At 68.3% G+C, this 25,202-nt stretch carries 17 protein-coding genes; 9 read left to right on the top strand and 8 right to left on the bottom strand.

The window, feature by feature from the left end; genetic code table 11:
* Positions 1 to 68: 68 nt before the first annotated feature.
* On the top strand, positions 69 to 626 hold the full coding sequence (locus tag MRBLWH7_RS12160) for a dihydrofolate reductase family protein (RefSeq protein WP_341994800.1): 558 nt from the start codon (positions 69 to 71) through the stop codon (positions 624 to 626).
* On the opposite strand, the gene MRBLWH7_RS12155 is transcribed toward MRBLWH7_RS12160, so the two are convergent.
* The 4 genes from MRBLWH7_RS12155 to MRBLWH7_RS12140 all read right to left on the bottom strand — a co-directional run bounded on the left by MRBLWH7_RS12155 (position 608) and on the right by MRBLWH7_RS12140 (position 6,531).
* Positions 608 to 2,572, bottom strand: a complete 1,965-nt coding sequence (locus MRBLWH7_RS12155; RefSeq protein ID WP_341994798.1) for a glycoside hydrolase family 36 protein — start codon at positions 2,570 to 2,572, stop codon at positions 608 to 610. The two genes, MRBLWH7_RS12160 and MRBLWH7_RS12155, sit on opposite strands and share 19 nt — an antisense overlap.
* Positions 2,573 to 2,847: 275 nt before the next feature.
* Positions 2,848 to 4,518: an ABC transporter substrate-binding protein gene (locus MRBLWH7_RS12150; RefSeq protein ID WP_341994796.1), complete on the bottom strand. Its 1,671-nt coding sequence runs from the start codon at positions 4,516 to 4,518 to the stop codon at positions 2,848 to 2,850.
* A gap of 70 nt (positions 4,519 to 4,588) precedes the next feature.
* On the bottom strand, positions 4,589 to 5,548 hold the full coding sequence (locus tag MRBLWH7_RS12145) for a carbohydrate ABC transporter permease (RefSeq protein ID WP_341994794.1): 960 nt from the start codon (positions 5,546 to 5,548) through the stop codon (positions 4,589 to 4,591).
* Positions 5,545 to 6,531 (bottom strand): ABC transporter permease subunit, encoded by a 987-nt coding sequence (locus tag MRBLWH7_RS12140; RefSeq protein ID WP_341994792.1) that lies wholly within the window; start codon positions 6,529 to 6,531, stop codon positions 5,545 to 5,547. The genes MRBLWH7_RS12145 and MRBLWH7_RS12140 overlap by 4 nt, the downstream gene beginning before the upstream one ends.
* Positions 6,532 to 6,933: 402 nt before the next feature.
* On the opposite strand from MRBLWH7_RS12140, the gene MRBLWH7_RS12135 reads away from it, so the two are divergent.
* Complete coding sequence (locus MRBLWH7_RS12135) at positions 6,934 to 7,695, top strand: FadR/GntR family transcriptional regulator (RefSeq protein ID WP_341994790.1); 762 nt, start codon at positions 6,934 to 6,936, stop codon at positions 7,693 to 7,695.
* Here MRBLWH7_RS12135 and MRBLWH7_RS12130 read toward each other — a convergent pair.
* Positions 7,685 to 9,010 carry an enolase C-terminal domain-like protein gene (locus MRBLWH7_RS12130; RefSeq protein ID WP_341994788.1) on the bottom strand — a complete coding sequence of 442 codons (1,326 nt, stop codon included), beginning with the start codon at positions 9,008 to 9,010 and terminating at the stop codon, positions 7,685 to 7,687. The two genes, MRBLWH7_RS12135 and MRBLWH7_RS12130, sit on opposite strands and share 11 nt — an antisense overlap.
* A 250-nt stretch (positions 9,011 to 9,260) precedes the next feature.
* On the opposite strand from MRBLWH7_RS12130, the gene MRBLWH7_RS12125 reads away from it, so the two are divergent.
* Entirely contained in the window at positions 9,261 to 11,618 is a 2,358-nt protein-coding gene (locus tag MRBLWH7_RS12125; protein ID WP_341994786.1) for a glycoside hydrolase family 2 TIM barrel-domain containing protein, read from the top strand.
* Here the strand turns inward: MRBLWH7_RS12125 and MRBLWH7_RS12120 are convergent.
* Both MRBLWH7_RS12120 and MRBLWH7_RS12115 read right to left on the bottom strand, forming a co-directional pair.
* The gene (locus tag MRBLWH7_RS12120) at positions 11,611 to 13,971 is read right to left on the bottom strand and encodes a glycoside hydrolase family 95-like protein (protein ID WP_341994784.1); all 2,361 of its coding nucleotides are present in this window, start codon (positions 13,969 to 13,971) and stop codon (positions 11,611 to 11,613) included. The two genes, MRBLWH7_RS12125 and MRBLWH7_RS12120, sit on opposite strands and share 8 nt — an antisense overlap.
* A 318-nt stretch (positions 13,972 to 14,289) precedes the next feature.
* Positions 14,290 to 15,291 carry a LacI family DNA-binding transcriptional regulator gene (locus MRBLWH7_RS12115; RefSeq protein ID WP_341994782.1) on the bottom strand — a complete coding sequence of 334 codons (1,002 nt, stop codon included), beginning with the start codon at positions 15,289 to 15,291 and terminating at the stop codon, positions 14,290 to 14,292.
* Between the two features lie 267 nt (positions 15,292 to 15,558).
* Here MRBLWH7_RS12115 and MRBLWH7_RS12110 point away from each other — a divergent pair, with 267 nt between their 5' ends.
* The 6 genes from MRBLWH7_RS12110 (at position 15,559) to MRBLWH7_RS12085 (ending at position 22,978) form a co-directional block, all read left to right on the top strand.
* On the top strand, positions 15,559 to 16,839 hold the full coding sequence (locus MRBLWH7_RS12110) for an extracellular solute-binding protein (RefSeq protein ID WP_341994780.1): 1,281 nt from the start codon (positions 15,559 to 15,561) through the stop codon (positions 16,837 to 16,839).
* A gap of 62 nt (positions 16,840 to 16,901) precedes the next feature.
* Positions 16,902 to 17,885 (top strand): sugar ABC transporter permease, encoded by a 984-nt coding sequence (locus MRBLWH7_RS12105; RefSeq protein WP_341994778.1) that lies wholly within the window; start codon positions 16,902 to 16,904, stop codon positions 17,883 to 17,885.
* A complete protein-coding gene (locus MRBLWH7_RS12100) occupies positions 17,885 to 18,793 on the top strand; it encodes a carbohydrate ABC transporter permease (RefSeq protein WP_341994775.1) in 909 nt (302 codons plus the stop codon). Before MRBLWH7_RS12105 ends, MRBLWH7_RS12100 begins: the two co-directional genes overlap by 1 nt.
* Complete coding sequence (locus MRBLWH7_RS12095) at positions 18,793 to 21,114, top strand: glycoside hydrolase family 3 N-terminal domain-containing protein (protein WP_341994773.1); 2,322 nt, start codon at positions 18,793 to 18,795, stop codon at positions 21,112 to 21,114. The genes MRBLWH7_RS12100 and MRBLWH7_RS12095 overlap by 1 nt, the downstream gene beginning before the upstream one ends.
* Positions 21,115 to 21,146: 32 nt before the next feature.
* Positions 21,147 to 21,899: a ThuA domain-containing protein gene (locus MRBLWH7_RS12090; RefSeq protein ID WP_342002034.1), complete on the top strand. Its 753-nt coding sequence runs from the start codon at positions 21,147 to 21,149 to the stop codon at positions 21,897 to 21,899.
* Positions 21,896 to 22,978 carry a Gfo/Idh/MocA family oxidoreductase gene (locus tag MRBLWH7_RS12085; RefSeq protein ID WP_341994771.1) on the top strand — a complete coding sequence of 361 codons (1,083 nt, stop codon included), beginning with the start codon at positions 21,896 to 21,898 and terminating at the stop codon, positions 22,976 to 22,978. The genes MRBLWH7_RS12090 and MRBLWH7_RS12085 overlap by 4 nt, the downstream gene beginning before the upstream one ends.
* 23 nt (positions 22,979 to 23,001) lie before the next feature.
* Here MRBLWH7_RS12085 and MRBLWH7_RS12080 read toward each other — a convergent pair whose 3' ends face one another.
* Entirely contained in the window at positions 23,002 to 25,185 is a 2,184-nt protein-coding gene (locus MRBLWH7_RS12080; RefSeq protein WP_341994769.1) for an alpha-galactosidase, read from the bottom strand.
* Positions 25,186 to 25,202 lie beyond the last annotated feature (17 nt).

The raw sequence follows: 25,202 nt of genomic DNA, 5'->3' as shown, positions 1-25,202 counted from the left end.
TGCTGGGGATCGGCTGGCAAACGCGCCTGGGTGGCCATGGGGGAGGCCGCGGGGTAGCGTGCCGACGCATGGGGTCGCTCATCTATTTCAACTCCGCCTCGCTGGACGGCTACATCGCCGGGCCGGACGGCCGCTGGGACTGGGCGACGCCTGACGCCGAGGTGCACTCGTTCGTCAACGCCCTGCTCGCACCGGCGAAGACCCACCTCTATGGGCGGCGGGTGTACGAGGTGATGAAGGCCTGGGATGACTTCGACCTCGATGAGCTGTCACCGCCCGAGCGCGAGTTCGCGCTCCAGTGGCGCGACATCGACAAGGTCGTCTACTCGTCAACCCTCGACGCCGTCACGACCCGCCGCACCGAGCTGCGCACCTCGTTCGATGCCGACGAGGTGAGACGGATGACGGATGCCTCGGCCACCCCGATCGCGATCGGCGGCGGTCGGCTCGCCTCGGTGGCGGCACGCGCCGGCATCCTCGATGAGGTGCACATCGTGGTCGCGCCCGCGGTCGTCGGTGGCGGCATCCGCTTCCTCGATGAGGGGGTGCAGCTCGATCTGCAGCTCACGGCCGAGCGGCGTTTCGCCAACGGGTCGGTGTACCTGGGCTACCGCGTGGGTCGCTGAGAAGACACGGAGCCGCCGCGGGACCGGGTTGCATCGCCCGCCCCTCGACCCCGCAGCCTGAACGTGCGCGCGGCGGGCTCGTCGGGAAGGTCGAGCACGAGCTCGCCGGCCGCGGCATCCCATTCCACCTGCGTCGGCAGGCTCTTCGGGAAGAGGACTTCCACGTCGACCTCGCCACCCGCGTACCGCGCCAGCGGGATCCGCACCCTGGCCGGCCCGGAGCGTCTCCACACCGTCAGCAGCTCGCCCTCGTCATCGCTCATGCCCAGGGCGACGACCGCGTCGTGCCAGCCCGGTAGCCCGAGAGGCCAGAAGGGCACGGCCGTCTTGATCCTCCCGCGCGTCTCGCGATACGCCGCCAGGCCCTCTTGCACGAGCTCCATCTGCTCCCTCGTGAGGAGATCGATGCGCCCGCCGAGGTGGACACGCCCGAGCAGGCTGTTCGCGAGGGAGAACGCGATGCGCTCGTCCGACCACGAGGGGTCGGGGTACGCCCACACCGCACCCTGCTCAGGTGTGACCGCCGTCGGCGCGGCCGCGGCGATGGCCGCGGTGAACAGGGGATCTTGATTGTCGCTCGTCGACTGGACGGGATGCACGGCGAGTGTCGCGGCATCCATCCGCTGTCCACCGCTCGCGCAACTCTCGATCACGAGCTCGGGATGGCGATCCATGAGGTCGCGCACCCAGGCCAGCAGCGCGCGCTGATGACCCAGCTGGCCATCGCCCGGGCTGTCGGCGTCGACATCGGTACCCTGCGTGACGTCCATGTTGTAGTCGAACTTCAGATACCCCAGCCCGAGGTCCGCGATGAGACGCTCGACGGCGGTGTCGATGTGCGCGAGCGCGGCCGGATGCCGGAGGTCGAGCTGCAATCTGCCGCCCTCGACGACCGGGCGCCCGTCACGTTGGAAGAACGCGTCCGCGGGCAGCAGATCGGCGACCGGACTCGAGACCGAGACGACCTCCGGTTCGAGCCAGAGGCCGGGAACCAAGCCGGCGTCACGCATCCGGCGCGTCATGGCCTCGAGACCCTCCGGGAATCGCCGCCTCGACGGCTGCCACGACCCGAGGTCGTTCCACCACCCCGCCCCGTCGGTGTACCAGCCGGAATCCATGCAGTAGATCTCGGCGCCCGCCAGCTTGGCGGCGTCGATGAACGGCGGGATGTTCTCGCTCGTCGGATCGCCCATGAGGGCGTTCATGTAGTCGTTGACGATCACCGGCAGCGCGTCGTTGTCGGGATGCGGGCGTCGCACCCGGCGTCGTGCGCGGGTGAGGGCCGCGAACAGCTCGTCATCGCTGCCGCCCAGCACGAGGGTCGCCGGCACGGAGCGGAACCGGTCTCCGGGCGCGAGCCGTCGCCTCCAGGCATGGCTCTGATCCGTCGGCCCGCTCGCGACGAGGTACAGCGCGCCCCCCTGGTCGCCGAGCTCCCAGCGCCACGCTCCATTGTGCTCGATCTGCCAGAGGAGTGAACGCTCGCTCTCACGGGACCGGAGGATGCCCATCGGCAGGTGCCCGCCCGTCGACCAGCTACCCCGCTGACCGAGTGCGAACGACGCACGCGAACTCGGTATGCCCCACGTGTCGAGCCCCGCATCGTCGAGACCGAGCTCCGCGGGGGTCCGACGCTGCCAGGCCGCCTCCCGGAACCAGGTGTTGTGCGCGAACCCCACTTCATGGTCGTGCCACCATTGCGCGCCGGGCTCGGAGATGCCGCCGAGTGAGACCGAGGAGACTGCCCGGAGGTCGACGGGCCGATCCCCGGCGACGACCTCCGACTCGCACCGTACGACCGGCAGGTCGTTCCAGCTCGACCAGCGCGTGATCACCATGATCCCGGACTCGGGATCGCGCGCCGTGATCTCGAGGTGAGACATCCCGTTCTCGTCCCACTCGCGGTGCTCCACGAAACGTAGGCGACGGCCCACGGCGCTGCCCATGAGCCGCTCCGAAGACGATGTGGCCGAACCCTCACCGTCGAGATGGACTTCGGCGATGGGAAGCGCGGATTCGGGGAGGGTGACGACCCCATCGGCCGCTCGCGCCAGCCGACGTACAGCGGGGGGCGCGCCCAGCCCTCGATCGATGTCCATCTCGATGGCCCCGGGGCGCCAGGTGAGTGTGTCGGTGTGCGGCAAAGAGTGCTCCTGAAGTGGTTGTGCTGGGTCATGGAGAACCGGGGACGATCCGGATGATCGCCCCCGGTTGCGGTCGGTCAGCTCGCGTCGGACGCGGCCTGCCAGATCTCGACGTAGCGCGCGACGCCGAGGCCGTCGAGTCCCTGCAGGTACGCGTCCCAATCGGCATCGCTGTTCGGGTCGCGCACGCCGGTGATGAACTCGGCGGTCGCGGTCGCGACGTTGCTCTCGATGTTGGTCGTGAGCGTGGAGAGCTCGCTCGCCTCTTCGGCGGGAATCCAGAGGTTCCAGTACGGGAACATGGCGTCGGACTCCTTGCCGTCATAGAGATCCGTCGCTTCGAAGAGACGCCGTTCGAACCCTTCCTGCGTGTAGATGTCCAGCGGCTGCACCTGCGAGTTGCGCCACTCGGTGGTGTCGAAGACCTGCGCCATCGGTCCCCAGTTGCCGTTGTAGTCGGCCTCGTTCTCTTCATCCAGCGGGAGGTCGAAGAAGCTCGGCTCGAGATCGGGGTCGAGGGCGACGTCGCCGGGCTCCGGGGCCCGCCAGCCGATGTTCTCCTCACCCTGCTGCCCGCGGAGGTGACCCTCAGGACTGAAGATGTAGTCCATCATCTCCATGATGACCTTCTGCTCCGCCTCGTCGGCGGCCTTCGTGATCACGAAGGTGGCTCCGGGCACGCTGGGCAGCTGGTAGGTCGTGATCGGACCCGCGGCGCCGTCGAGCGGTGGCACGGGGTTGTACTGGTTGTCACGGCCGTCCTCTTGGCCGATGCTCACGCCGATGCCCGGGTGGATGGCCGTGAAGCCGCCTACGAGGACCGCCTGGGCCGAGTTGCCGGTGGCCTGCATCGTGTCGCCGCCCTGTGAGAACGCCGCGGGATCGATGAGTCCGGCAGCCCACAGCTTGTTGAGGAACTTCAGACCCTCGCGCCATCCGTCCTGCATCGTCTGCATCTGCACGGTGTCGCCATCGAGTCCGAGCGAGATCGGCTGGCTGTTCGCACCCGCGCCCGTGTTGAACGAGTTCGAGATGAACGCGTTCATGATGAACGGCACGATCGACCACTGCGCGCTGCCGGTGATCGGGATCTCGTCGGCGACGCCGTTGCCGTTCGGGTCGCCGGTCTTGAACGCCATCATCACGTCGAAGAACTCGTCGGTCGTCGTGGGCATCTCGAGTCCCAGCGTCTCCAGCCAATCGGTGTTGATCCAGAACTTGTACGGGTACGAGCAGTGATAGCAGTCGTTCCACTGCGGAAGGCCCCAGATCTTCCCGTCGGGAGCCGTCGCGAGGGTCTCGAATCCCGGCTCGGAGGCGAGCGCGTCGGCGATGTTCGGTGCGTACTCGTCGATGAGGTCGTTGAGCGGGAGGATCACGCCTTGGTCGCCGTAGCGCTGGAGTTCCGCCTGCGTGAACTGCGATGCCCAGGGGACGAGCATGTACGCCTCGGGCAGCTCGCCGCCCGCGAGCGAGACCTGTCGCGCCTCCGTCGCTGCTCCCGAGTCGTAGCCCGTGGTCTGGAAGTCGATGTCCACGTCGAACTTCTCTTCCAGCAGCTTGGTGAACGAGTTGGTGTTCAGATCCATCTGGCCGCCCTGCTCGCCGAAGATGGTGATGACCTTCCGGTCGTCCTCCGCGCTGGCGGTGCACCCGGTGAGCATGATGCCCACCGCGGCTGTCGCCGCAAGGCCTGCGAGCAGGCGAGGGCGTCGGAGGACTCTGTGGGACGTCGATTGTCCAGTCATGGTCGTGCCTTTCTATGGACGAAGGTGGTGTCGGGGGAGGGGAGCGCGAGTCGCAGGGAGGTGCCGCGGGTCATCCCTTCACCGCGCCGATCAGGATTCCCTTGTTGAAGAACCGGGCGACGAAGGGGTAGACGAGCATGACGGGAACCGTCGAGATGACGATGAGGGAGTACTTCATGAGATCCGCGAGCTGCTGCCGCTCGAGCGCGGCCGCGGCATCCAGTCCCGGTGCTGTCTGGTTGAGGATCAGCACATTGCGCAGGACCAGCTGGAGCGGATACAGGCCCGGGTCGCGCAGATACAGGAGGGCGTCGAAGTAGGAGTTCCACTGATAGATGGCGTACATGAGCGCGATCACGGCGAGCAGCGGCTTGGAGAGCGGCAGCACCACCTTGAAGAGGAAGCGCATGTCGCTTGCACCGTCGAGCTGTGCCGCCTCGTACAGTTCGTCGGGGATCGAGGTCCGGAAGAAGGCGACGGCGATGATGACCTGCCAGACGCCGATGGCCTGAGGCAGGATGAGCGCCCACCTGGTGTCGAGCAGCCCGAGGTTCTGAACGACGAGGTACGTCGGGATGATGCCGCCGGCGAAGAGCATCGTGAAGACCACGAAGACGGTGATGCCACGGCGTCCCCAGAAGTCGCTCCGCGACAGCGGATAGGCGATGGCGACGGTGAGCGCCAGGCTGATGGCCGTTCCCACGATCGTGTAGAAGAGCGAGTTGCCGAAACCGCTGAGGATCGAGTTGTCGCTCAGAGCGCGGACGTAGCCTTCGAGAGTGAAGTTGATGGGCCAGAGCGTGACCTGCCCGGACGATACCGCGAGTGGATCGCTGAACGAGCTCGCGACGATGTAGATCAGCGGCAACAGCACAGCGAGCAGGAATGTGGTCAGCAGTATGTAGACGCCGGCCATGAACCACCGGTCGATCGACGACTCTTTGATCCGCGTCGGCTTGCGCCCGTCCCGCGTCCGCGCCGGCCGCGCACCGCGGGTCTTCTGGGGATGTTCTTCCAGCGTCGAGGTCACCACAGTCCGTTTCCCGTCAGTCGCTTCACGATCGCGTTCACCCCGAGCAGCAGACAGAGGTTGATGGCGCCGTTGAACAACCCGATCGCCGCCGCCTGGCTGAAGTCCGCGTTCAGCAGGCCCACCTTGTACGTGTACGTCGGGATGATCTCCGACTGGGAGATGTTGAGGCTGTTCTGGAAGAGGTAGGCCTTCTCGAACCCGATCGCCATGACGTTTCCCACGCCGAGCACCAGCACGATCATCGCCGTGGGCAGGATGCCCGGAAGATCGACGTTGAGGATCTTCTGCCACCGGCTGGCGCCGTCGACGCGGGCCGCTTCGTACAGCGCGGGGTCGATTCCGGCGAGCGCGGCAAGGTAGATGACAGCGGAGTACCCCATCGTCTGCCAGACGTCGCTGACCACATAGATATGGCGGAAGTAGTCGGGATCACTCAGGAAGTCGATGGATCCCAGGCCGAAGAACTGCGTCACGTGACCGGCGATGCCCAGGCGAGGAGAAAGGAACAGGATGGTCATCGAGACCACGACGACCGTCGAGATGAAGTACGGCGCGTAGGTGACCATCTGCACGGTGTTCTTGAAGAACCGGAGGCGGACCTCGTTCAGCGCGAGCGCCAGGATGATCGGAATCGGGAAACTCGCCAGAACGACGTAGGCCGAGAGCAGGAAGGTGTTGCGCAGCACGGGCCAGAAGACCGGGTTCTCGAAGAAGCGCTCGAAGTGCTTGGTTCCCGCCCAGTCACTGCCCCAGACGCCATCTACTACGTTGTAATCTTTGAACGCAATGATGGCGTTGGCCATCGGCACGTACTTGAAGACCACGAAGTAGGCGATGGGTACCAGGATCAGCAGGTACAACTGCCAGTGCCTGCGCCAGCTGCGCTTCAGGCCGCGCATTCCGCGGGAGTCCTTTCGGCCACGCAGCTTGCGTGTGACGCCGCCGACATCCAGGCCGACGCCGCCGGGAGGCGTCACCACGCGCACCTCCGAGGACACCGTCGCGATCCGCACGATGAACGGGCCGAGCGCTCGAGCGGCCGTGCGTCGGCAATCATCGCGTCTCCTCTCTGCATCGGTGCAGCAGCATGTCCCACCGTAAACGTCAGATCAATACGTGTCAATCCGATCGCTCTGCACGGCGAACCTGCGCGATCAGCCTCTGCCTTCGCTGCAGCCTGCCAGCGGCTGCGAACTCCAAAGCAGGCGGAAGCATGCGGCATGGCGGTCGATCTCGCGTCTATTGCGGTCGCGTGCGGATTGCTCACGCCACCAACCGCGGTGCGAGGGAGGGGGCGGGGTGCTGCGGATTGATTCAATGTTTGAGGCTCAGTGGGGCATTGATTCAACGAATCGCGACGTGACGGCGCATACACTGATCGCGTGGCAGCCAAGACTGAAAGCCTTTCCTCAGGTCCGGTCTCGAGGTCGAATCACGTCATCGACCAGGTCAAGCGGATGATCGCCTCCGGCGAGCTGCGGGCCGGCGACCGGCTTCCGATCGAGAAGGAGCTCGCTGCACAGCTCGGGGTGTCGCGAGGCTCGCTGCGCGAGGCCGTGAGATCGCTCGCCACGCTCGGAGTGCTCGAGACGCGTCAGGGCGACGGCACGTACGTGACCCAGCTCGACCCGGGTTCGCTACTGCGCCCACTGGAATTCTGGGCTGGACTGCAGGAGGCGACTCAGCCGGTCGATCTGCTCGCCGTGCGACGCGTGCTCGAGACGGAGTCCGCCGGGCTCGCGGCAGTAAGGCTGACGGACGCCGAATTCGACGACCTCGAGAAGATCCTGTCCGGCATCGACTCCGAGTTGGCCTCCGGGAACCTCGAGCCCGAGGCGTTCATCGACGCGGACGCCGCCTTCCATCGGCACATCGCCATCGCCAGCGGCAACCCCGCGCTCGCGGCGTTGATCGACACCCTCATGACCCGCACACTCCGCGGCCGCCTGTGGCGCGCCATCACGGAACGCGATTCCCTCGGCGAGGCGCATGCCGACCACCGGGCCATCCTCGCCGCGCTCCGCACGCGCGATGCCGAACGAGCGCGCATCCGGATGGCGGCACACCTCCTGGGTGTCGAAGTCTTCGCGGCGCAGCATCCGGTCGAGGGCGGCGATCAGGCGCCAGAGTCGTCTAGCGGCTGACGAGCGCCTCGTTCGCGCTGCGGGCGAGCCAGTAGCTGCCGGTGGGGAACTCGTACTGCTGGATGCTGTCTTCGCGAAGTTCGGCGCTGTAGCCCGGATTGGACGGCAGCACGTAGTGCCCGTTCGAGACGACGACGGGATCGACGAAGTGCTCGTGCAGGTGGTCCACGTATTCGGTGAGTCGCTTGTCGAGCGACGTCGACACGGCGACGAAGTCGAAGATCGACAGGTGCTGCACGAGTTCGCACAGACCGACGCCACCCGCGTGAGGACACACCGGAACTCCGAACTTCTGCGCCATCAGATAGACCGACAGAATCTCGTTCACACTCGCCAGGCGTGCGGAGTCGAGCTGGCAGAAGTCGATCGCCTCGGCCTGGAACATCTGCTTGAACAGCACGCGGTTCATGCCGTGCTCGCCGGTCGCCACGCCGATCGGGCTGACCGCCCTGCGGATGGCGGCGTGCCCCAACACATCATCAGGGCTGGTCGGCTCCTCGATCCACAGGGGGCGGAACTCGGCGAGTTCGTTGACCCAGTCGATCGCCTGGGGGACATCCCACACCTGGTTGGCGTCGATCATGAGTTCGGCGTCCCACCCGACGACCTCGCGAGCGACACGGAGGCGTCGGCGGTCCTCCTCGAGGTCGGCGCCCACCTTGATCTTGAAGTGGCGATAACCCTCGTCCTTCGCCTCCTGGAGGAGTGCCCGGAGCTTCTCGTCCGAGTATCCGAGCCAGCCCGCGCTGGTGGTGTAGCAGGGATACCCGCCCCGTGCGGTCAGCTCGGCGATCCGCCGCTGTCGGCCGGGTTCCGCCGCGCGGAGCATGTCGACAGCCTCTTCCCGGGTGAGGGCATCCGAGAGATATCGAAGGTCCGCCGCATCCGCCAGCTGGTCCGGCGTCATGTCCACGAGCAGTCGCCAGAGGGGCACTCCGGCGCGCCGGGCGGCCATGTCCCAGAGCGCGTTCATCACCGCGGCCATGGCGAGGTGGACGACGCCCTTCTCCGGGCCGAGCCAGCGAAGCTGCGAGTCGGCGGCGAGCTCACGGTAGATTCCTCCGAGGTCGTCGAGCAGGGAGTCCACGTCCCGCCCGATGAGCGGCTCGGCTCGTTGCCGGGCGGCCTCGGCGCAGAGGTCGTTCCCGCGACCGATCGTGAAGGTGAAGCCGTGGCCGCGTAGGTCGCTGTCGGTCTCGAGGACGAGATAGGCGGCGGAGTAATCGCCGTCCTTGTTCATCGCATCGGAGCCGTCCGCCTGGAGCGATGTGGGGAAGCGTATGTCGTGCACGCGGATACCGCTGATGATCGCCATTGACCATTCCTCCGTCAGGTCGTCACACCCTAGATCATTCGATGTTTCGCGGTGTCTCGCCAGTCTGGTTCGCGTGATCGTCCATACTTAGTCTTGCACGACACCGCATAGATCAGATGTATCGGTCGAATCGCAGCGACATCTGCGTGGCGTGGACTCGAAGAGGAACAGGGCGAAGATGCAACGTGAGACCTACCCGGGAACGTGGCAGTTCCGAAGCCGATCCGCCGGCGCCGGGGAATTCGAAACCGTGGTGATTCCCCACGACGCGGTGCTCGGCACGACGCGAGTGGACGATGAGGGCCAGATGGCCTCGGGGTACTTCCCAGGTGGGATGTGGGAGTACCGCACGCGCCTGTTCGCACCGCCGGAATGGCGCGATCGACATGTCGTCCTCGAGTTCGAGGCCGTCCACCGATCGGCGGCCGTCTTCGTGAATGGCAACCTCGCCACGCGACAGAGATCGGGGAGCACAGCGGTTGTGGTGGAGCTGGACGGGCTTCTGCACTACGACGGCGAGAACGAGATCATCGTCGAGGCCCGAGCCGACCGCGACGCCCGGTGGTACACCGGCGGCGGGATCATCCGTCCGGTGCACCTCTCCGTGGGTCCGAAGGTGCACGTGCCGCTCGACGGCATCGTCGTGACGACGCCCGAGCATGATGCGGAGTCGGCCGTCGTGCAGGTCCTCACGACGGTCCGCAACCTCGAATCCTCGCCCGTCGCGCGGTGGCTCGAGACCATGCTCCTCGGTCCATCGGGGGAAGTCGTGGGGATGGACCGGACCCGCGTCAGTCTGCCTGCCGACGGGTCGGTCGACGTCAGCCAGCGCATCCTCGTGCGGTCACCGCGGCGATGGTCGGTCGACACCCCTGACCTCTACCGGGCGCAGGTGCAGCTGACGCCACAGCCTGCCGGTGCTCAGGGGCAGGCGGATGCGAGCGAGGTCGGCTTCGGCATCCGGTCACTGCATCTGGACGTCGAACGTGGACTGAGGGTGAACGGGCAGCCGGTGAAGCTGCGTGGTGCGTGCGTTCACGCGGACAACGGCGTGATCGGCGGAGCGACGTTCGCCGCCGCCGAGGAGCGCCGGGTCGCGATCCTCAAGTCCGCCGGGTTCAACGCGATCCGCAGCGCACATCAGCCCATGAGCGCGGCGATGCTGGATGCCTGCGATCGGCTGGGAATGCTCGTCATGGACGAGCTCACGGACGTGTGGACCCGGGCGAAGTCTGCGGAGGACGGCGCAGATCACTTCGTCGAGCAGTGGCGGTCCGATCTCGCCGCGATGGTGAAGAAGGACCGCAATCATCCCAGTGTCATCATCTACTCGATCGGCAACGAGATCCCCGAGGCGGCGACCCGGTCGGGGAACGAGCTGACCAGAGACCTGGCGGCAGCCACTCGTGCGCTGGATCCGACGCGCTACGTGACCGCGGCCGTCAATGGCGCACTGTTCGTCATGGACGGTGCGCCGGAGATCGAACCCGAGCTGCTCGGGGATGCATCGCTGGATCCCGTCGACGAGATCAACGCCCGCTCGCTGAGCCTCGAAGAGCGCATGAGCGCGCTGGCCGTGACCGACGCCGTCGCTGAACTGACGGAGGAGGCATACGGCGCGCTGGACATCGCCGGCATGAACTACCAGGACGCGCGGTACGAGCTCGACCGCACGCGATACCCGAACCGGGTGATCGTCGGATCGGAGACCTTTCCCACGCGGATCGATCGCCTGTGGCGACTCGTGACGTCCAACGAGCACGTCATCGGCGACTTCACGTGGACGGGGTGGGACTACCTGGGCGAGCCGGGGCTCGGCCGGATGCACTACCGGGATGACCCGCCCGGCAGCGAGGCGCTCGGAGAGTACCCGTTCCTCATCTCGTTCGCGGGCGACATCGACATCACCGGTGAGCGGCGCCCTGCGTCCTACTACCGTGAGATCGTCTACGGGTTGCGCACCGCGCCTTTCATCGCGGTACGGCGACCGCACACCCGGGGTCGCGTCATGAAGACCGCGCCCTGGTCGTGGACCGACAGCATCCCCTCCTGGACGTGGAGCGACGCCGGCACCGAGCCGCTGGAGGTCGAGGTCTACAGCGACGCGCCCGAGGTGGAACTGCTCGTAGGCGACGTGTCGCTCGGGCGGCAGCCGGCCGGCAGCGCGCACGGCTACCGCACGCTGTTCTCCGTTCCCTACCGGCCCGGGCGCCTCGAGGCCGTCGCCGTCCGCGGCGGGTCCCCCGCCGAACGGACCGCATTGCACACCGCCGGCGAGCGCCGTCGACTCGCCCTGACGGCCGAGCGATCCCTGGTTCACGCCGACGGGCAGGACCTGGCGTTCATCGCGGTCGAGCTCGTGGACGACACCGGTGTGCGCGCGACCGACAGCGCCGTCGAGGTGGAGCTGACGATCGATGGCCCGGGCGCGCTCCAGGGCTTCGGGAGCGCGATCCCGGCGACCGAGGAGTCGTTCACCGACGTCCGCCATCGCCTGTACGACGGACGCGCACTTGCCGTCATCCGGCCGTCGGGGAAGGGCTGCGTGATCGTGACGGCGACATCGCCGGGCCTGGAGGCCGTGTCGGTCGAGCTCGCGGTCAGCTGACCGAGCGGGGCGGGGCGGGGTCTGCTGCCGTGCGGTGGTCGAGCCGGATGGTGTGCGGTCCGCGCGACAGGTCCACCGTGAGGGAGGACCCGAGCCCGCTCACGTTCAGGATCTCGCTGGCGCGCGCCGCATCGGACCCGGGCACCGCCCGGATGACGGCGGTCGCGCCGTCGGCGTCCCACCGCAACTCCTCGATGAGGACGCCGCCCCGCGCGCGCACGCCTCGGAGTGATCCCGAGGGCCAGGCCGCCGGCAGCGCCGGCAGGAGCACCAGCGACCCCGGCTGCGACTGCACGAGCATCTCGATCACGAGCGCAGGCAGCCCACCGCTCGCATCCACGTTGAAGATCGAGTCGCCGTCGTGCGTCGACACCGCGTTGGATCGCCAGAAATCGCGGGCGAGGGACTCCACACAGCGCAGGGCGGCATCCGCGTCTCCCAGCCGCGCGGCCGCCAGCCCGAGCCCGACCAGCCCGAACGCCATCTCCATGCGCCCGTCTTCGCCGGCCCAGGGCCGCTCATCGCGCCATGCGAGCTTCCGGCGGATGGTCTCGATCGCTGCCCGGCGGAGCTCAGGGGCCTGTGCCGCGTCGTCCTCTTCGTACCAGAACGGATAGAGCTGCGACGCATGCCGGTGTCCGAGTTCCTCGGCGAGATCGGGGTCGAGCCATTCGGCGAACGTGCCATCATCGGCGACTCGATACGGAGGCAGGCGGTCCGCGAAGGATCCCCACGCGGCGCGATCGGCATCCTCGCCGAGGAGATCGGCGATCCGGATCGCAAGCCGCGCGGCATCGCGGAGGGCGGCGACGTCCATGGTCGCGTCGACGGCGATCGGATTCGTGCGATTGCCGGGCGTGTTCTCGGGCGAGTACGACGGCACGAGATGGAGCGTGCCGGTGTCGTCCGGGACGCCGATGGCGGAGGCGAACGCCATGACGTTCTGGGCGAGCGGCCACGCATACTCGCGGAGCGTCGCGAGGTCGCCGGTTGCGCTGAACTGGTCCCAGGCGAGCCGGAGGACCCATGCTCCACCGGCGATCCAGTAGAGGTGGGGGTAAGACGTGGCGAAGTGGTTGCTGCGGCCGTGAGAGTCGAAGCGCGCGGGCAGCAGCCAGCCCGGAGCCCCGAAGACGCGTTCCGCGTTCTCCGCGTAGTGGTCGGTGTGACGGAAGACGGCGCGGAGGTACGAGGTGAGCAGTTCCGGTGTCCCGGAAGCCACCAGCGACGCGACGCCGCCGTGCTGCACGTTGCCGTTCTGGGTCCAGTCCCCCGACCAGGCAGGTCGCCGCGTCCCCTGCCAGATGCCGACGAGGGTCGGCGGCAGCACGCCGGTCGCCGACAGGATCGTGTGGCGCCCCGAGGCGAAGGCGAGCTCGATCGCCGCGAGCACGGACTGCGCGTCTCCTTCACGCGCGCGCTCGAGAACCTGGTCATAGGAGTGGTCGTCGCCGACGTCGCTCTCGAGGTCGAGCGAGCACGCGGCGAACAGCGATGCGTGCGTCACGCCAGAGGGTTCGGCGGGCTCCACGAGTCCGCCGAACACCTCGACGCGGATCGGCAGTCGGGTCGGGGCGCCTCCCGCAACGCGGATCCGCACGCCTGCGTCCACGGGTTGCGGATCGATACTGGCGGGCAGGTCGACGCTGAGCCGCGCCCGGGTCGGCGACCACGTGCTCGGCGGGTGCTGCCGTACGAACGGAGGCAGGGTCGCGGGGTCGACTTCCACGTCGTCGACCCATCGTCCTGATTCCAGAGCGCTCGCCTCGGTCAGGAACACGCCGTAGTCCGTGGAGGGGTAGTGGCCGGGTCCTCGCGCGCCGTCTCCAGGGTCCAGAGACAGCACACCACGGATGTCGCGACTCGACGACAGCTCGAGGAACAGGGTTCCAGCGGCGCGATCCGGCACGATCGCGATGCCGCAGCGGTGGCTGTCCCCCTCGGACCACTCGACCTCCACCCGCCCCGTCACGAAGTCTCCGGACCTGCGGTAGGTCGATGCGCGTGGCGCTTCGTCAGGGACCCACGACAATGCTGCGACGGGCACGAACGGGTCGGTCCAGATCAGCTGTCCCTCGTACCCGTCGTCCCAGGCGATCCGCGAGGTGATCGCGGCTGCCGCGTCGGTGTCGCCAGCGAGGACAGCGGAGCGAACCTCGTCGATCACGGGTCCGATGCGAGGCGCGGGGATGGCGGAGTTCACCGGGACGAAGAACTCCTCGTGGCACACATGGACGACGTGACGCTCGGGTGCCCCGGAGAGAACGGCGCCCAGGCTGCCCGTCCCGGCGATGAGACCGTGTTCCCAGTCCAGGCCTGCCGACGAGCTCCAGAACCCTGTCCTGTGGGGCACGACGCTGTCTCCTTCCGATGGCCTCCGGCGAGCCCACCGCTTCCACCATATCGAGAATCATCCAATGAATGACATGTCGAGACGTAATCGAGCCGGGACCCTTCCCGCACCACCCGCGCACATTCGCAAAGAAAATGCGCCTGCCTTCCACGAGCTGACGTTCAGTGGCGAGCAGGCGATCAGATTCATCGAATCTTTACACGGGGAGACCTGGGCTACGGTCGAGCGCTCACGGGGGTTGCACGACGGCGGACCGGTCGTCGGCTTCGTTCGCTGCATCCGTGCCGATGAGCGCCTTGTCCGGCGGGATGGGCATCGTCAGAGCGACTCGCGACGGACGAGCGACGTGGGCAGCAGCTGCTCCTTCTCGGCGGGGAGTCCCCGGATCGTGGCCAGGAGAGTATCGGCCGCCGCCCGGCCCATCTCCTCCAGGGGCTGCCGGACGGTCGTCAGCGGCGGGTCGGACGTGCTGGCGATGAGCACGTCGTCGAAACCGACCACCGACACGTCCGTGGGCACCCGGCGCCCGGCCGCCTGCAGCACGCGGATCGCGCCGGCGGCCATGAGGTCGGACGACGCGAAGACCCCGTCGAGGTCGGGCGCGCGCTGGAGCAGACGCGCCATGGCCGCGGTGCCACTGTCGAGGGTGAAGTCGCCGTGGACGATCGGGCCCGGCGGGATGCCGTGACGGGCCAGTTCGTCGGTCCATCCGCGTGTGCGCTCTCGAGCCTGCTCGAGATCGAGCGGACCGGTGATGATCCCGATCGAGCGCCGACCGCGCTCGATGAGTGCACGGGCCGCCAGGACGCCGCCGCCGTAGTTGTCGGAGTCGATCACGATGGGCTCCGGACCGATGTCGGCGTGCGGCCTGCCCACCCAGGCGACCGGAATGGGCGAGTCGGCGAGGCTCTCGACGAGGTGGGTGATCTCGTGCTGCAGGATCACGATCACGCCGTCGAGCGCTCCCGAGCGCAGGAACCGCGGGATCCGGTCGAGATCCTCGTGATCGGCGGGAAGCAGAACCGGCTGCACCTCGCCGGCGGACAGGCCCTTCGCCGCGCCCTTGAGTACGGCGGTGAAGAACGTGCCACTGAGGCTGCCGAGCTCGTCGAAGGCGATGACCAGACCGATCGAGCCTGCCTTGCCCCCTCGCAGCACCCGCGCGGCGAAGTTCGTCTCGTAGCCCAGCCGCCGGGCCTCACGTGCCACGGCCTCCGTCATCGCAGGGTCGACGTTCGTGGCCCCCGCGAGCACGCGCGCGGCGGTGGCGCGCGAGACGCCCGCCGCCTGGGCGACGTCGACGATGGTGGGTCGGGCCATGGCTCTCCTCCGAGGATGCACATTGGCCGTAGATCGATCTCACGACCACGTCGATCATTGCACGCACGGCTCCGCATGCGCCTCATTCCGCCCGGCCTATCGTGCCCTCAGCCCTCACAGTTCCGAGTACCAAGCGCTTTCCGGTGAGGGCTTGTGCTTTCGAGCCCTCCATGGTTACTGTGGCTCGCGGATGAGAGAACGATCTCTCACGGCGGCAAGATCCGCTATCCCCCGCTCTCACATGTCCCCCGAAGAAGAGGAGCAGTTGTGAATCGTCGCAAACTGGCCCTGCCCATCGCCGCCCTCGGCGCTCTCGCGCTGCTGATCTCCGGATGCTCGGGAGGGTCCGGCTCCGGCTCCGAGGCCGGAGACCCGAACGCCGAATTCGAGTTCTGGTCGTTCACCGGGATCGGCCAGAAGGACTCGGTCGACCGGTACCTCGAGAAAAACCCCGACGCGAAGGTCAAGCTCTCGGAGGTCGGCAGCACCACCGAGACGGCCACCGCCCTGACGGCGGCCCTGGCCGGTGGCCGCGTGCCCGACCTGGTCATGATCCAGAACGACGACCTGCCCAAGTTCGTCGAGAACCCCGGCAATTTCGTCGATCTGCGCACGCTCGGCGGCGACGACATCGGCGACGGGTACCTGGACTGGGCCATCGACGGAGCCACTGCCGAGGACGGATCCATCATCGGCATTCCCACCGACGTCGGCGGGCTGGCCTTCGCCTATCGGGCAGACCTGTTCGAGAAGGCGGGCCTGCCCACCGACCCGGCCGAGGTGGCGAAGATGTGGTCGACGTGGGACGACTTCATCGCCATGGGCGAGAAGTACACGGAGGCGACCGGCGAGCCGTTCGTCGACAACGTCGAGACATCGGTCTTCTTCTCGACGGTCAACCAGGTGAGCCAGAAGTACTACACGCCCGAGGGCGAGCTCATCTATGACACCAACCCCGAGGTCGAGGAAGCGTTCGACGTCGCGGTGCGTGCTTACGAAGCGGGGCTCAGCGCCGACATCCCGGCGTGGTCGTCGGGCTGGGCGCCTGGCAAGGCCAACGGTGCCTTCGCCGTCACCACGGCGCCGTCGTGGATCCTCTCGGGCCTCAAGAACGACGCGCCCGACACCGAGGGCAAGTGGCGCATCGCCTCCATCCCGGGGGTCGGCGGCAACTGGGGTGGCAGCGTCATCGCCATCCCCGCCCGAGCCGAGAACAAAGAGGCGGCCTGGCAGTACATCGAGACGATGCTGTCACCGGAGGGACAGACCGAGCACTTCGCCACGACGGGAACCTTCCCTGCGGCCGAGGCGGCCCTCGAAAGCGATGAGGTGAAGAGCTACACCGACCCGTTCTACGGCGACTCCCCGATCGGTCAGATCATGAGCGAGTCGGTCCTGAACTTCCAGTCGTTCTACAACGGGCCCGACACCAGTGCGATCGGCGCTGCGCTCCTGAACGCGCTCGTCGACATGCAGGCGGGCAACATCGCACCCGAGGACGCCTGGCAGCAGGGTCTCGACAGCGCGAAAGCAGCCATCGGGGGCTGACCCCTTCGACAGACGGTGGCCCGGGCCAGCCCGGGCCACCGTCCCGACCGAGGCCGAGGAACATGACCGTCACCGCTCCCGCGACCACCACCGCGACCGCCACCATCATCTCCGTACGCAAGACGCGCCGCCGTGACCGACCACCGTCGCGCATCCGCCAGAGCTTCGGCGAGCGCATCGCGCCGTACGTCTACATCGCGCCGTTCTTCGTCATCTTCGCCGTCTTCGGGCTCTTCCCGCTCGTCTTCACCTTCTACGTGGCGCTCTTCGACTGGAACCCCATCGGCGAGCAGACCTTCGTCGGACTCGCCAACTTCGAGCGGCTCTTCCAGGACCCCCGCTTCTGGAATGCGTTCGTGAACACGTTCGGCATCTTCCTCCTCTCCACGATCCCGCAGCTCGCGCTGGCCCTGGGACTCGCTCACCTCCTCAACCAGGCCACTCTCAAGTGGGCGAACTTCTTCCGCATGGCGCTTCTGGTGCCTTACATCACCTCGGTGGCCGCCACTGCCCTCGTCTTCGCCCAGATCTTCGACCGCAACTTCGGCCTCATCAACTGGGTGCTCAACATCTTCGGCATCCCCGACGTGAACTTCCTGGCCTCACAGGTCGGTTCGTGGGTCGTCATCTCGTCGATGGTGATGTGGCGCTGGTTCGGCTACAACACGCTGCTCTACCTCGCGGGGCTCCAGGCGGTCCCGAGGGAGATGTACGAGGCGGCGTCGGTGGACGGGGCATCCGGATGGCAGCAGTTCATCCACCTCAGCATTCCGTCGCTGCGCCCGATCATCATCTTCACCGTCATCATGTCGACGATCGGCGGGCTGCAGATCTTCACCGAGCCGCTGCTGGTCGCCCCCGAGTCCGGCCTCACGTGCGGTGGCGGACGACAGTGCCAGACCCTCGCGCTGTTCCTCTACGAGCAGGGCTTCGGGCAGTTCGAGTTCGGATACGGCTCGGCGATCGGCGTGGCGCTGTTCGTCATCGTCGTCGTCGTCTCGCTCGTCAACTTCTACCTGACCACTCGCACCCGGAAGGCGCGCTGATGTCCGACGTCATCGACCAGGCGGTCCCACAGGTGGGCCAGGAGGCGCTCATGCCTGCGCAGAAGCGTCGCCCCAGGCGCAGAGGCCGAGGGGGCCGCGTGCCGTGGCCGGTCTACCTGATGCTGATCATCGCCGTGCTCATCAGCGTCTTCCCGCTGTATTACATGTTCGTCATCGCATCGGTGGGTGCGTCAGCGGTCACCTCGATGCCCCCGCGGCTGTACCCGGGGCTCAATTTCTTCGAGATCGCCGGCAAGGTCTTCGACACCGTGCCGTTCTTCCAATCGCTGGTCAACAGCGTGATCGTGTCGCTGGCCATCGCGGTCATCGCTTCGCTGCTGTGCGCGCTGGCCGGCTTCGCCTTCGCCAAACTGCAGTTTCCCGGCCGCAACGCACTGTTCCTGATCGTGCTGCTGACCATGACGGTGCCGGCGCAGCTCAGCGTGATCCCGCAGTACCTCATCATCTCGTGGCTCGACTGGGTCGACACGCTCCAGGCGATCATCGTCCCGGGGCTGGCGAGCGCCTTCGGCATCTTCTGGATGCGTCAGCACATGGCCACGACGCTGAGCGACGAGCTCATGCAGGCCGCGCGGATCGACGGGGCCAACAGCTGGCAGATCTTCTGGCGTATCGGCTTCCCCGTGGTGCGACCCGCGGCGTTCGTCCTCGGGCTCATCACTTTCACGGCGGTGTGGAACGACTTCATGTGGCCGTTCATCGTCCTGAAGTCGCCCGAGCTGTTCACCGTCCAGATCGTCCTCAAGCAGCTGCAGGCCAACCGCACGATCGACCTCGCGTTGACGATGGGCGGGTCGTTCATGGCCACCCTGCCGTTGCTCATCGTCTTCTTCTTCGTCGGTAAGCGCATGGTCGCCGGGATCATGGACGGAGCGTTCAAGGGCTGATGAGCGCGAATGCAGGCGTCGTCGACGAGGGTCGGTGGCGCGATACGACGCTTAGCGCGCGCGAGCGCGCTCAGGCCCTGGTCGACGAGCTGACCCTGGAGGAGAAGGTCGCGCAGCTGGGGTCGGTGTGGCTCACCGACGCCGCGGACGCCTTCGCCCCCAAGCTCGAGGGCGACGCCGCCGCGGCCGACGCCGGTGACCCGTTCGCCCACGGCCTGGGTCAACTGACCCGCGTCTTCGGCACGGCCCCGGTGACCGTACGCGAGGGTGTCGCCCGGCTTCGCGAGCTGCAGCAGAAGGTGATGGCTCACCAGCGGCTCGGCATCCCCGCGCTGGTGCACGAGGAGTGCTTGACCGGTCTCGCCGCTTTCGGCGCCACCGCCTTTCCCACCCCGCTGGCATGGGCCGCGAGCTTCGACGAAGACCTGGTGCGCGAGATGGCTCGGGCGATCGGCGAGGACATGCGCTCGATCGGCGTGCATCAGGGACTCGCCCCGGTGCTCGACGTCGTCCGTGACTACCGCTGGGGCCGGGTCGAAGAGACGCTCGGCGAAGACCCTTATGTCGTCGGCCAGCTCGGGGCGGCCTACGTCGCGGGACTCGAGAGCGCCGGCGTCATCGCCACCCTCAAACATTTCGCGGGCTATGCCGCCTCGCGCGGAGCCCGCAACCACGCTCCCGTCAGCATGGGTCCGCGCGAATTCGCCGACACGGTGCTGCCCCCATTCGAGACGGCGCTCCGGCAGGGCGGTGCCCGCAGCGTCATGACCTCGTACACCGACGTCGACGGCATCCCGAGCACGGCCAACCGGCACCTGCTGGACGGCGTGCTGCGTACCGAGTGGGGCTTCGACGGCACGGTCGTCGCCGACTACTGGGCGGTGCCGTTCCTGGTGTCGATGCACCGCGTGGCCGGTGACGCCGCCGCCGCCGGCGCGCTGGCCCTGCGGGCGGGCGTCGACGTCGAGCTCCCCTCGACGGTCGCGTACGCCGCCCTGCCTCGTCTGGTGCGCGCGGGGGTGGTGGACGAGAGCGACATCGACCGCGCCGCGGTCCGGCACCTGCGCCACAAGATCGAGGCGGGACTCCTCGACGGCGGGGCGATCGTCCCGGATGGCGCGGAACAGGTGTGCCTGGACGGCGAGCGCAACCGCGCACTGTCGTCGCGACTGGCGGAGGAATCGATCGTCCTGCTCAAGGACGACGGTACGGCGGGGCTGCGCGCGGGCGCACGGATCGGACTCATCGGGCCTGCCGCCGCCGAGTACCGCAGCCTCCTCGGCTGCTATGCCTTCCCCAACCACGTGCTCACCAAGTACCCCGGGCATGACCCCGGCATCGCCATCCCGACGATCGAGGAGGCGGTGCGCGCCGAGTTCGACGCGTCCGTCGTACGCACCGAACCCGGGTGCGCGATCCTGGGCGACGGGCAGGCGCGGATCACGGAGGCGGTGGATCTGGCGCGCGACAGCGACGCGGTCATCATGGTCGTCGGCGACGTCGCGGGACTGTTCGGCGCCGGGACCTCGGGCGAGGGCTGCGACGCCGAAGATCTGCGGCTGCCGGGCCGCCAGGACGAACTCGTCCGCGAGGTCCTCGCGACCGGCACACCGACCACGCTCGTCGTCGTGTCGGGACGGCCGTACGCCCTGGGCGCCTACGGCGCGGCGGCCATGATCGTGCAGGCGTTCTTCCCCGGAGCCGAGGGCGCCGCAGCCGTCGCCGGGATCCTCTCCGGACGAGTGGCCCCGAGCGGCCGTCTGCCGGTGCAGATCCCACGCACGCCCGCCTCCGGCGGCACCTACCTGCAGCCGCCCCTGGGTCTGCACAATGCGGGGATCACCGTGGCCGACCCCACGCCGTTGTACCCGTTCGGCTTCGGCCTCACTCCCGGGCGGATCTCCTACGAGGATCTCTCCGCACCGCTCATCGTCCCGACGACGGGGGCGGCCGAGGTGACGGTGACCGTCGGCAACAGCGGCGCCGACTGCGTCGAGGTCGTCCAGCTCTACGCATCCTTCCCGTCGGCGTCCGTGGTGCGCCCCGACGTTCAGCTCGTCGGCTTCGCCCGCATCCGCGTGCCCGCCGGCGAACGCCGGACCGTGCGCTTCACGATCGAGGCGGCACGCATGGCCGCCACCGGGGCCGATGGCCGGCTGGCCGTCGACCCGGGGGTCGTGGTGCTCTCGGCCGGACCTTCGGCAGCCGACCGTCCCGTCGAGGCTCGGGTCCGTCTGTCCGGAGACCGGCGTGTCCTCCTGGCTCGGGCGGGCAGGACCGCATGGGATGTGGACGACGCGAAAGGAACGCCAGAACAGTGACATCAGCGGCAACATCAGCACGGGCCCCAGGGATCCGCGTGCTCGTGTGGGGGGAGAACCACCACGACAAGCATGACGAGAGGACGCAGCGGCTGTACCCCGACACCATGCACGGCACGATCGCGGCGGGGCTCCGCCGGCTGCTGCCGGACGCAGCCGTCGAGACGGCCACGCTCGACGACCCCGAGCACGGGCTGGCCGAGGAGCGGCTCGCCGAGACCGACGTGCTGTTCTGGTGGGGTCACGTGCGGCACGACGCCGTCGACGACGCCGTCGTCGAGCGCGTCCACCGTCACGTACTCGGGGGGATGGGGCTCGTGGTGCTGCACTCGGGCCACTTCTCGAAGATCTTCATCCGCCTCATGGGTACGACGTGCTCGCTGCGCTGGCGACAGGCCGACGATCGCGAACTCGTGTGGACGGTCGCCCCGACGCATCCGATCGCGGTCGGCGTGCCGCATCCGATCGTGATCGGCTCGCAGGAGATGTACGGCGAGTTCTTCGACGTGCCCGCCCCGGACGAGCTGGTGTTCGTGTCCAGCTTCACCGGGGGAGAGGTCTTCCGCTCGGGCATGACGTTCTCGCGCGGTCACGGCCGCATCTTCTATTTCTCCCCCGGTGACCAGGACTATCCCGTCTACCACCAGCCCGAGATCCAGCGGGTCCTCGCCAACGCCGCGGTGTGGGCCGGGCAGGACCGCCCCCGCACCGTGCCCCGCCTCGCGATGCACCGCGCCGGCGAGTTCGACACACCCCGCGAGTGGGACGGCGAGGTGCTCTCATGAGGGATGTCGTCGTCGTCGGTGCGGGCGGGATGGGACGCGCGTGGCTCGACACCGTCGCGCGCCGTGACGACCTCCGCGTGAGCGCAATCGTCGACGTGTCGGTCGAGACCGCGCGCGCGGCCGCCGGCGAGCGGGGGTGGGACATCCCGTGCGTCGCTTCGGTGGACGAGGCCTTCGTCGCGGCAGGGCGCCCCGGGATGCTCCTGAACGTCACCATCCCCGAGGCGCACCGTGCGGTGAGCGAAGCCGCCCTGCGGCACGGCGTGCCGGTGCTCAGCGAGAAGCCCGTCACCCCGACGGTGTCGGATGCTCTCGCGCTCGCCGCAGTGAGCGAGCTCACCGGCGTGCTGCTCGCCACCAGCCAGTCACGGCGGTACTCCGCCGGCATCCGCTCCTTCCGTGAGGAGGTGGCCGCCGCGGGGGGCGCCGCGCAGCTGACCTCGCAGTTCTTCCAGAACCCGCGCTTCGGCGGATTCCGGGACGAGATGGAATCTCCCCTCCTCATCGACATGGCCATCCACACCTTCGATCAGGCGCGATACGTGCTCGGCGCCGACCCCGTCTCGGTGTACTGCGACGAGTTCTCGCCGCCGTGGAGCTGGTACCGCGGGGACGCCGCGGCTGAAGCGGTCTTCCGCTTCGAAGACGGCGCTCGATTCGCCTACTCGGGCAGCTGGTGCGCCGACGGCCTGACGACCTCGTGGAACGGGTCCTGGCGCGCGAGCACCGCCACCGGCTCGGTGACCTGGGACGGCGAATCAGGGGTGAGCGCGCAGCACCGCGACGACGAGCCGCGGGAAGTGCCGGTCGGCAGCGGGGAGGAGGGGCTCGATGCCGCGCTGGCCGAGTTCGTCGCTGCCCTGGACGGCGGTCCGGTCCCCTCCGGCGAGGTACGGGCCAACATCTGGAGCCTCGCGATGGTCGAGGCGGCCCTTGCCTCGGCTCGGACGGGCCTGGCCGTGCGCCTGGACGACGTCTTCGCCGCGGCATCCGCACACGCCGCGGAGGCGGCGCGCGCGAGCGGCGACCACGCCCTCGCCGAGGCGATCGCGAGCTGGAACGGCGCGCCGCCGCGCTGACCCCCGTCAGCCGGCGGCCCGGGTCATGAGACCGCCTCCGCGTGCAGGATGGCCGCACGTTCCGGATGGAACACGGGGAAGTCGAGCCCCACGACCCCGAGTGCGGCCCCGCTGAGCACGGGGGCGTCGTCGTCGTCGCGGTCCAGCGAGGCCCCGTTCAGCCAGGCGGGGACCTGCCAGGGGGGACCGAGCGACTCGGGGGCGTTCGCCGTCAGCCGGTAACGCCGACGGGGGTCCAGTCCGGGAAGACGGATGTGCGCCATCGCGTCGGCGCTGGTCGCCGGCGTCACCACCGCGTAGATCGCCTCGTCGCGGGTGGGCGAGTCGACGCCCCGCAGCGACGGGCCGCCGAGGTCGCTCGAACCCGACACGGCTCGGCCGGTGGAGATGAGGTCGCGGTGACGACGCCAGCGCGCGATCCAGGTGGAGAGCACCTCCCGCTCGTCGCCGCTCAGTTCGCGGATGTCCCACTCGATGCCGAAATGCCCGAGGAAAGCCACGGCGCAGCGATAGGCGAGCGTGGAGGTGCGCCCGGTGGTGCTCGAGACCGCCGAGGCCACGTGCGACCCCATCATCTCGGGCGGTACGAGCAGGCCGGTCCAGCCGAGGATGTGGAAGCGGTCGACCGGGTCGTGGCTGTCGGAGGGGTGGATACGGTCGGTGCGCTCTAGGATGCCGAGGTCGACCCGCCCTCCGCCCGACGCGCAGCTTTCGATCTCGAGCTGGGGATGCCGGTGCCGCAGCTCGTCGAGGAGCCGATACACCGCGATGGTCTGGTCGTGGACCGCGGGGGCGCCGGTGGCCGGATGCCCGGCGTCGACGAGGTCGCGGTTATGGTCCCACTTCAGGTAGCTCACGCCGATCTCGGTGACAAGTGCGTCAAGTCGGTCGCGGATGTGCGCGTACGCATCGGGGTTGGTCAGGTCGAGCACCTGCTGGAAGCGGTAACGCGCGGGCAGGGTGTCGCGGGCTCGAAGGATCCAGTCGGGGTGGGCCCGGGCGAGGTCGGAATCCTCGTTGATCATCTCGGGCTCGACCCAGAGTCCGAACTCCATTCCCAGCGAGCGCACCCGATCGGCCAGGGGGCGTAGCCCGTCGGGCCACGCCCCGGGATCCGGCTCCCAGTCGCCGAGGCCGGAGCGGTCGTCTCGTCGCCCGCGGAACCAGCCGTCGTCGAGCACGAACCGTTCGACGCCGAGAGCCGCGCCCTGTTCGGCCAGCTCGGTCAGGGTCGCGGCATCCTGATCGAAGTACACCGCTTCCCACACGTTCAAGGTGACCGGCCGCGGCCGGCTGCCGGTGCGGTTGCGATCGCGCAGATACGCATGGAACCGCGCGGATGCCGCGTCCCACCCGTCGCCGTACGCGCCGAAGATCCAAGGTGTCACGTACTCGTCACCGGCCTTCAGGCGCACCTCTCCCGGAAGGAGCAGCTCGCCGCCGCGGAAAGCCAGGAACCCGTCGGTGCGCTCCACGGCGTGCTCGTGGTCACCGCTGAAGCCCACGTGGCAGAGCCACGTCTCGCCGGCGTCGGCGGCGAAACCCGGCACACCGAGGGCGAGGACGGTGGTGGCGTCGAGACCCGTGCGGCCGCGGCGCGAGACGCGAGCGTGGGTGCCCCGGACGACGGGGTGACGCTGCGGGATCCGCTCGTGAGCCCACCTGCCGCTGAAGTCCAGGATCTCCCTCGCGCGCAGAGGCACCGGCAGCGCCGGCAAGGCCTCGACGACGTCCACGTCGTCCGCGACGGTGCCGCGATTGCGCACTCCGACCCGTGTTCGCAGGAGGCCGACCGCGGTGAGATCGATCTCCACAGTGACACCGATCCCGGCCCACTCGTCGCTCGCCTCGGCGGTGATGCTCGCGGCACCGAGTGAGGTCGCACCGGCAGGAACCGGCTCCCCCGCCACGAGCAGCGGCGCGGCGCGGAAGCGCGGAGACCATGCGCGACCACCGCGGTGCACGCTCAGTCCGGGGCGGCCGAACCACCCGCGCGAGTGTTCCGGGAGCACGCTCGGTCGGTACGGCACGTCCGAATCAGCCGATAATCCGGGCCGATGATCCAAGGCGGCCAGGGTGCGAAGGTCGTCATCCGAGACATCCAGGAGCGCACCCCAATGCACGATCGCCGGCAGCTCATCGCCTCGCTGCGTCACCACCAACGACACGTCGGCGGCCGACAGATGGACGACGCGAAGATCACTCATAGAGTCCATCTTGGTGG

Origin of the sequence: Microbacterium sp. LWH7-1.2, assembly GCF_038397755.1 — a bacterium.
Taxonomy (GTDB): Bacteria; Actinomycetota; Actinomycetes; order Actinomycetales; family Microbacteriaceae; genus Microbacterium.
The sequence above is the reverse complement of the archived record's forward strand: the minus strand, read 5'-3'. Positions and strand labels throughout refer to the sequence as shown.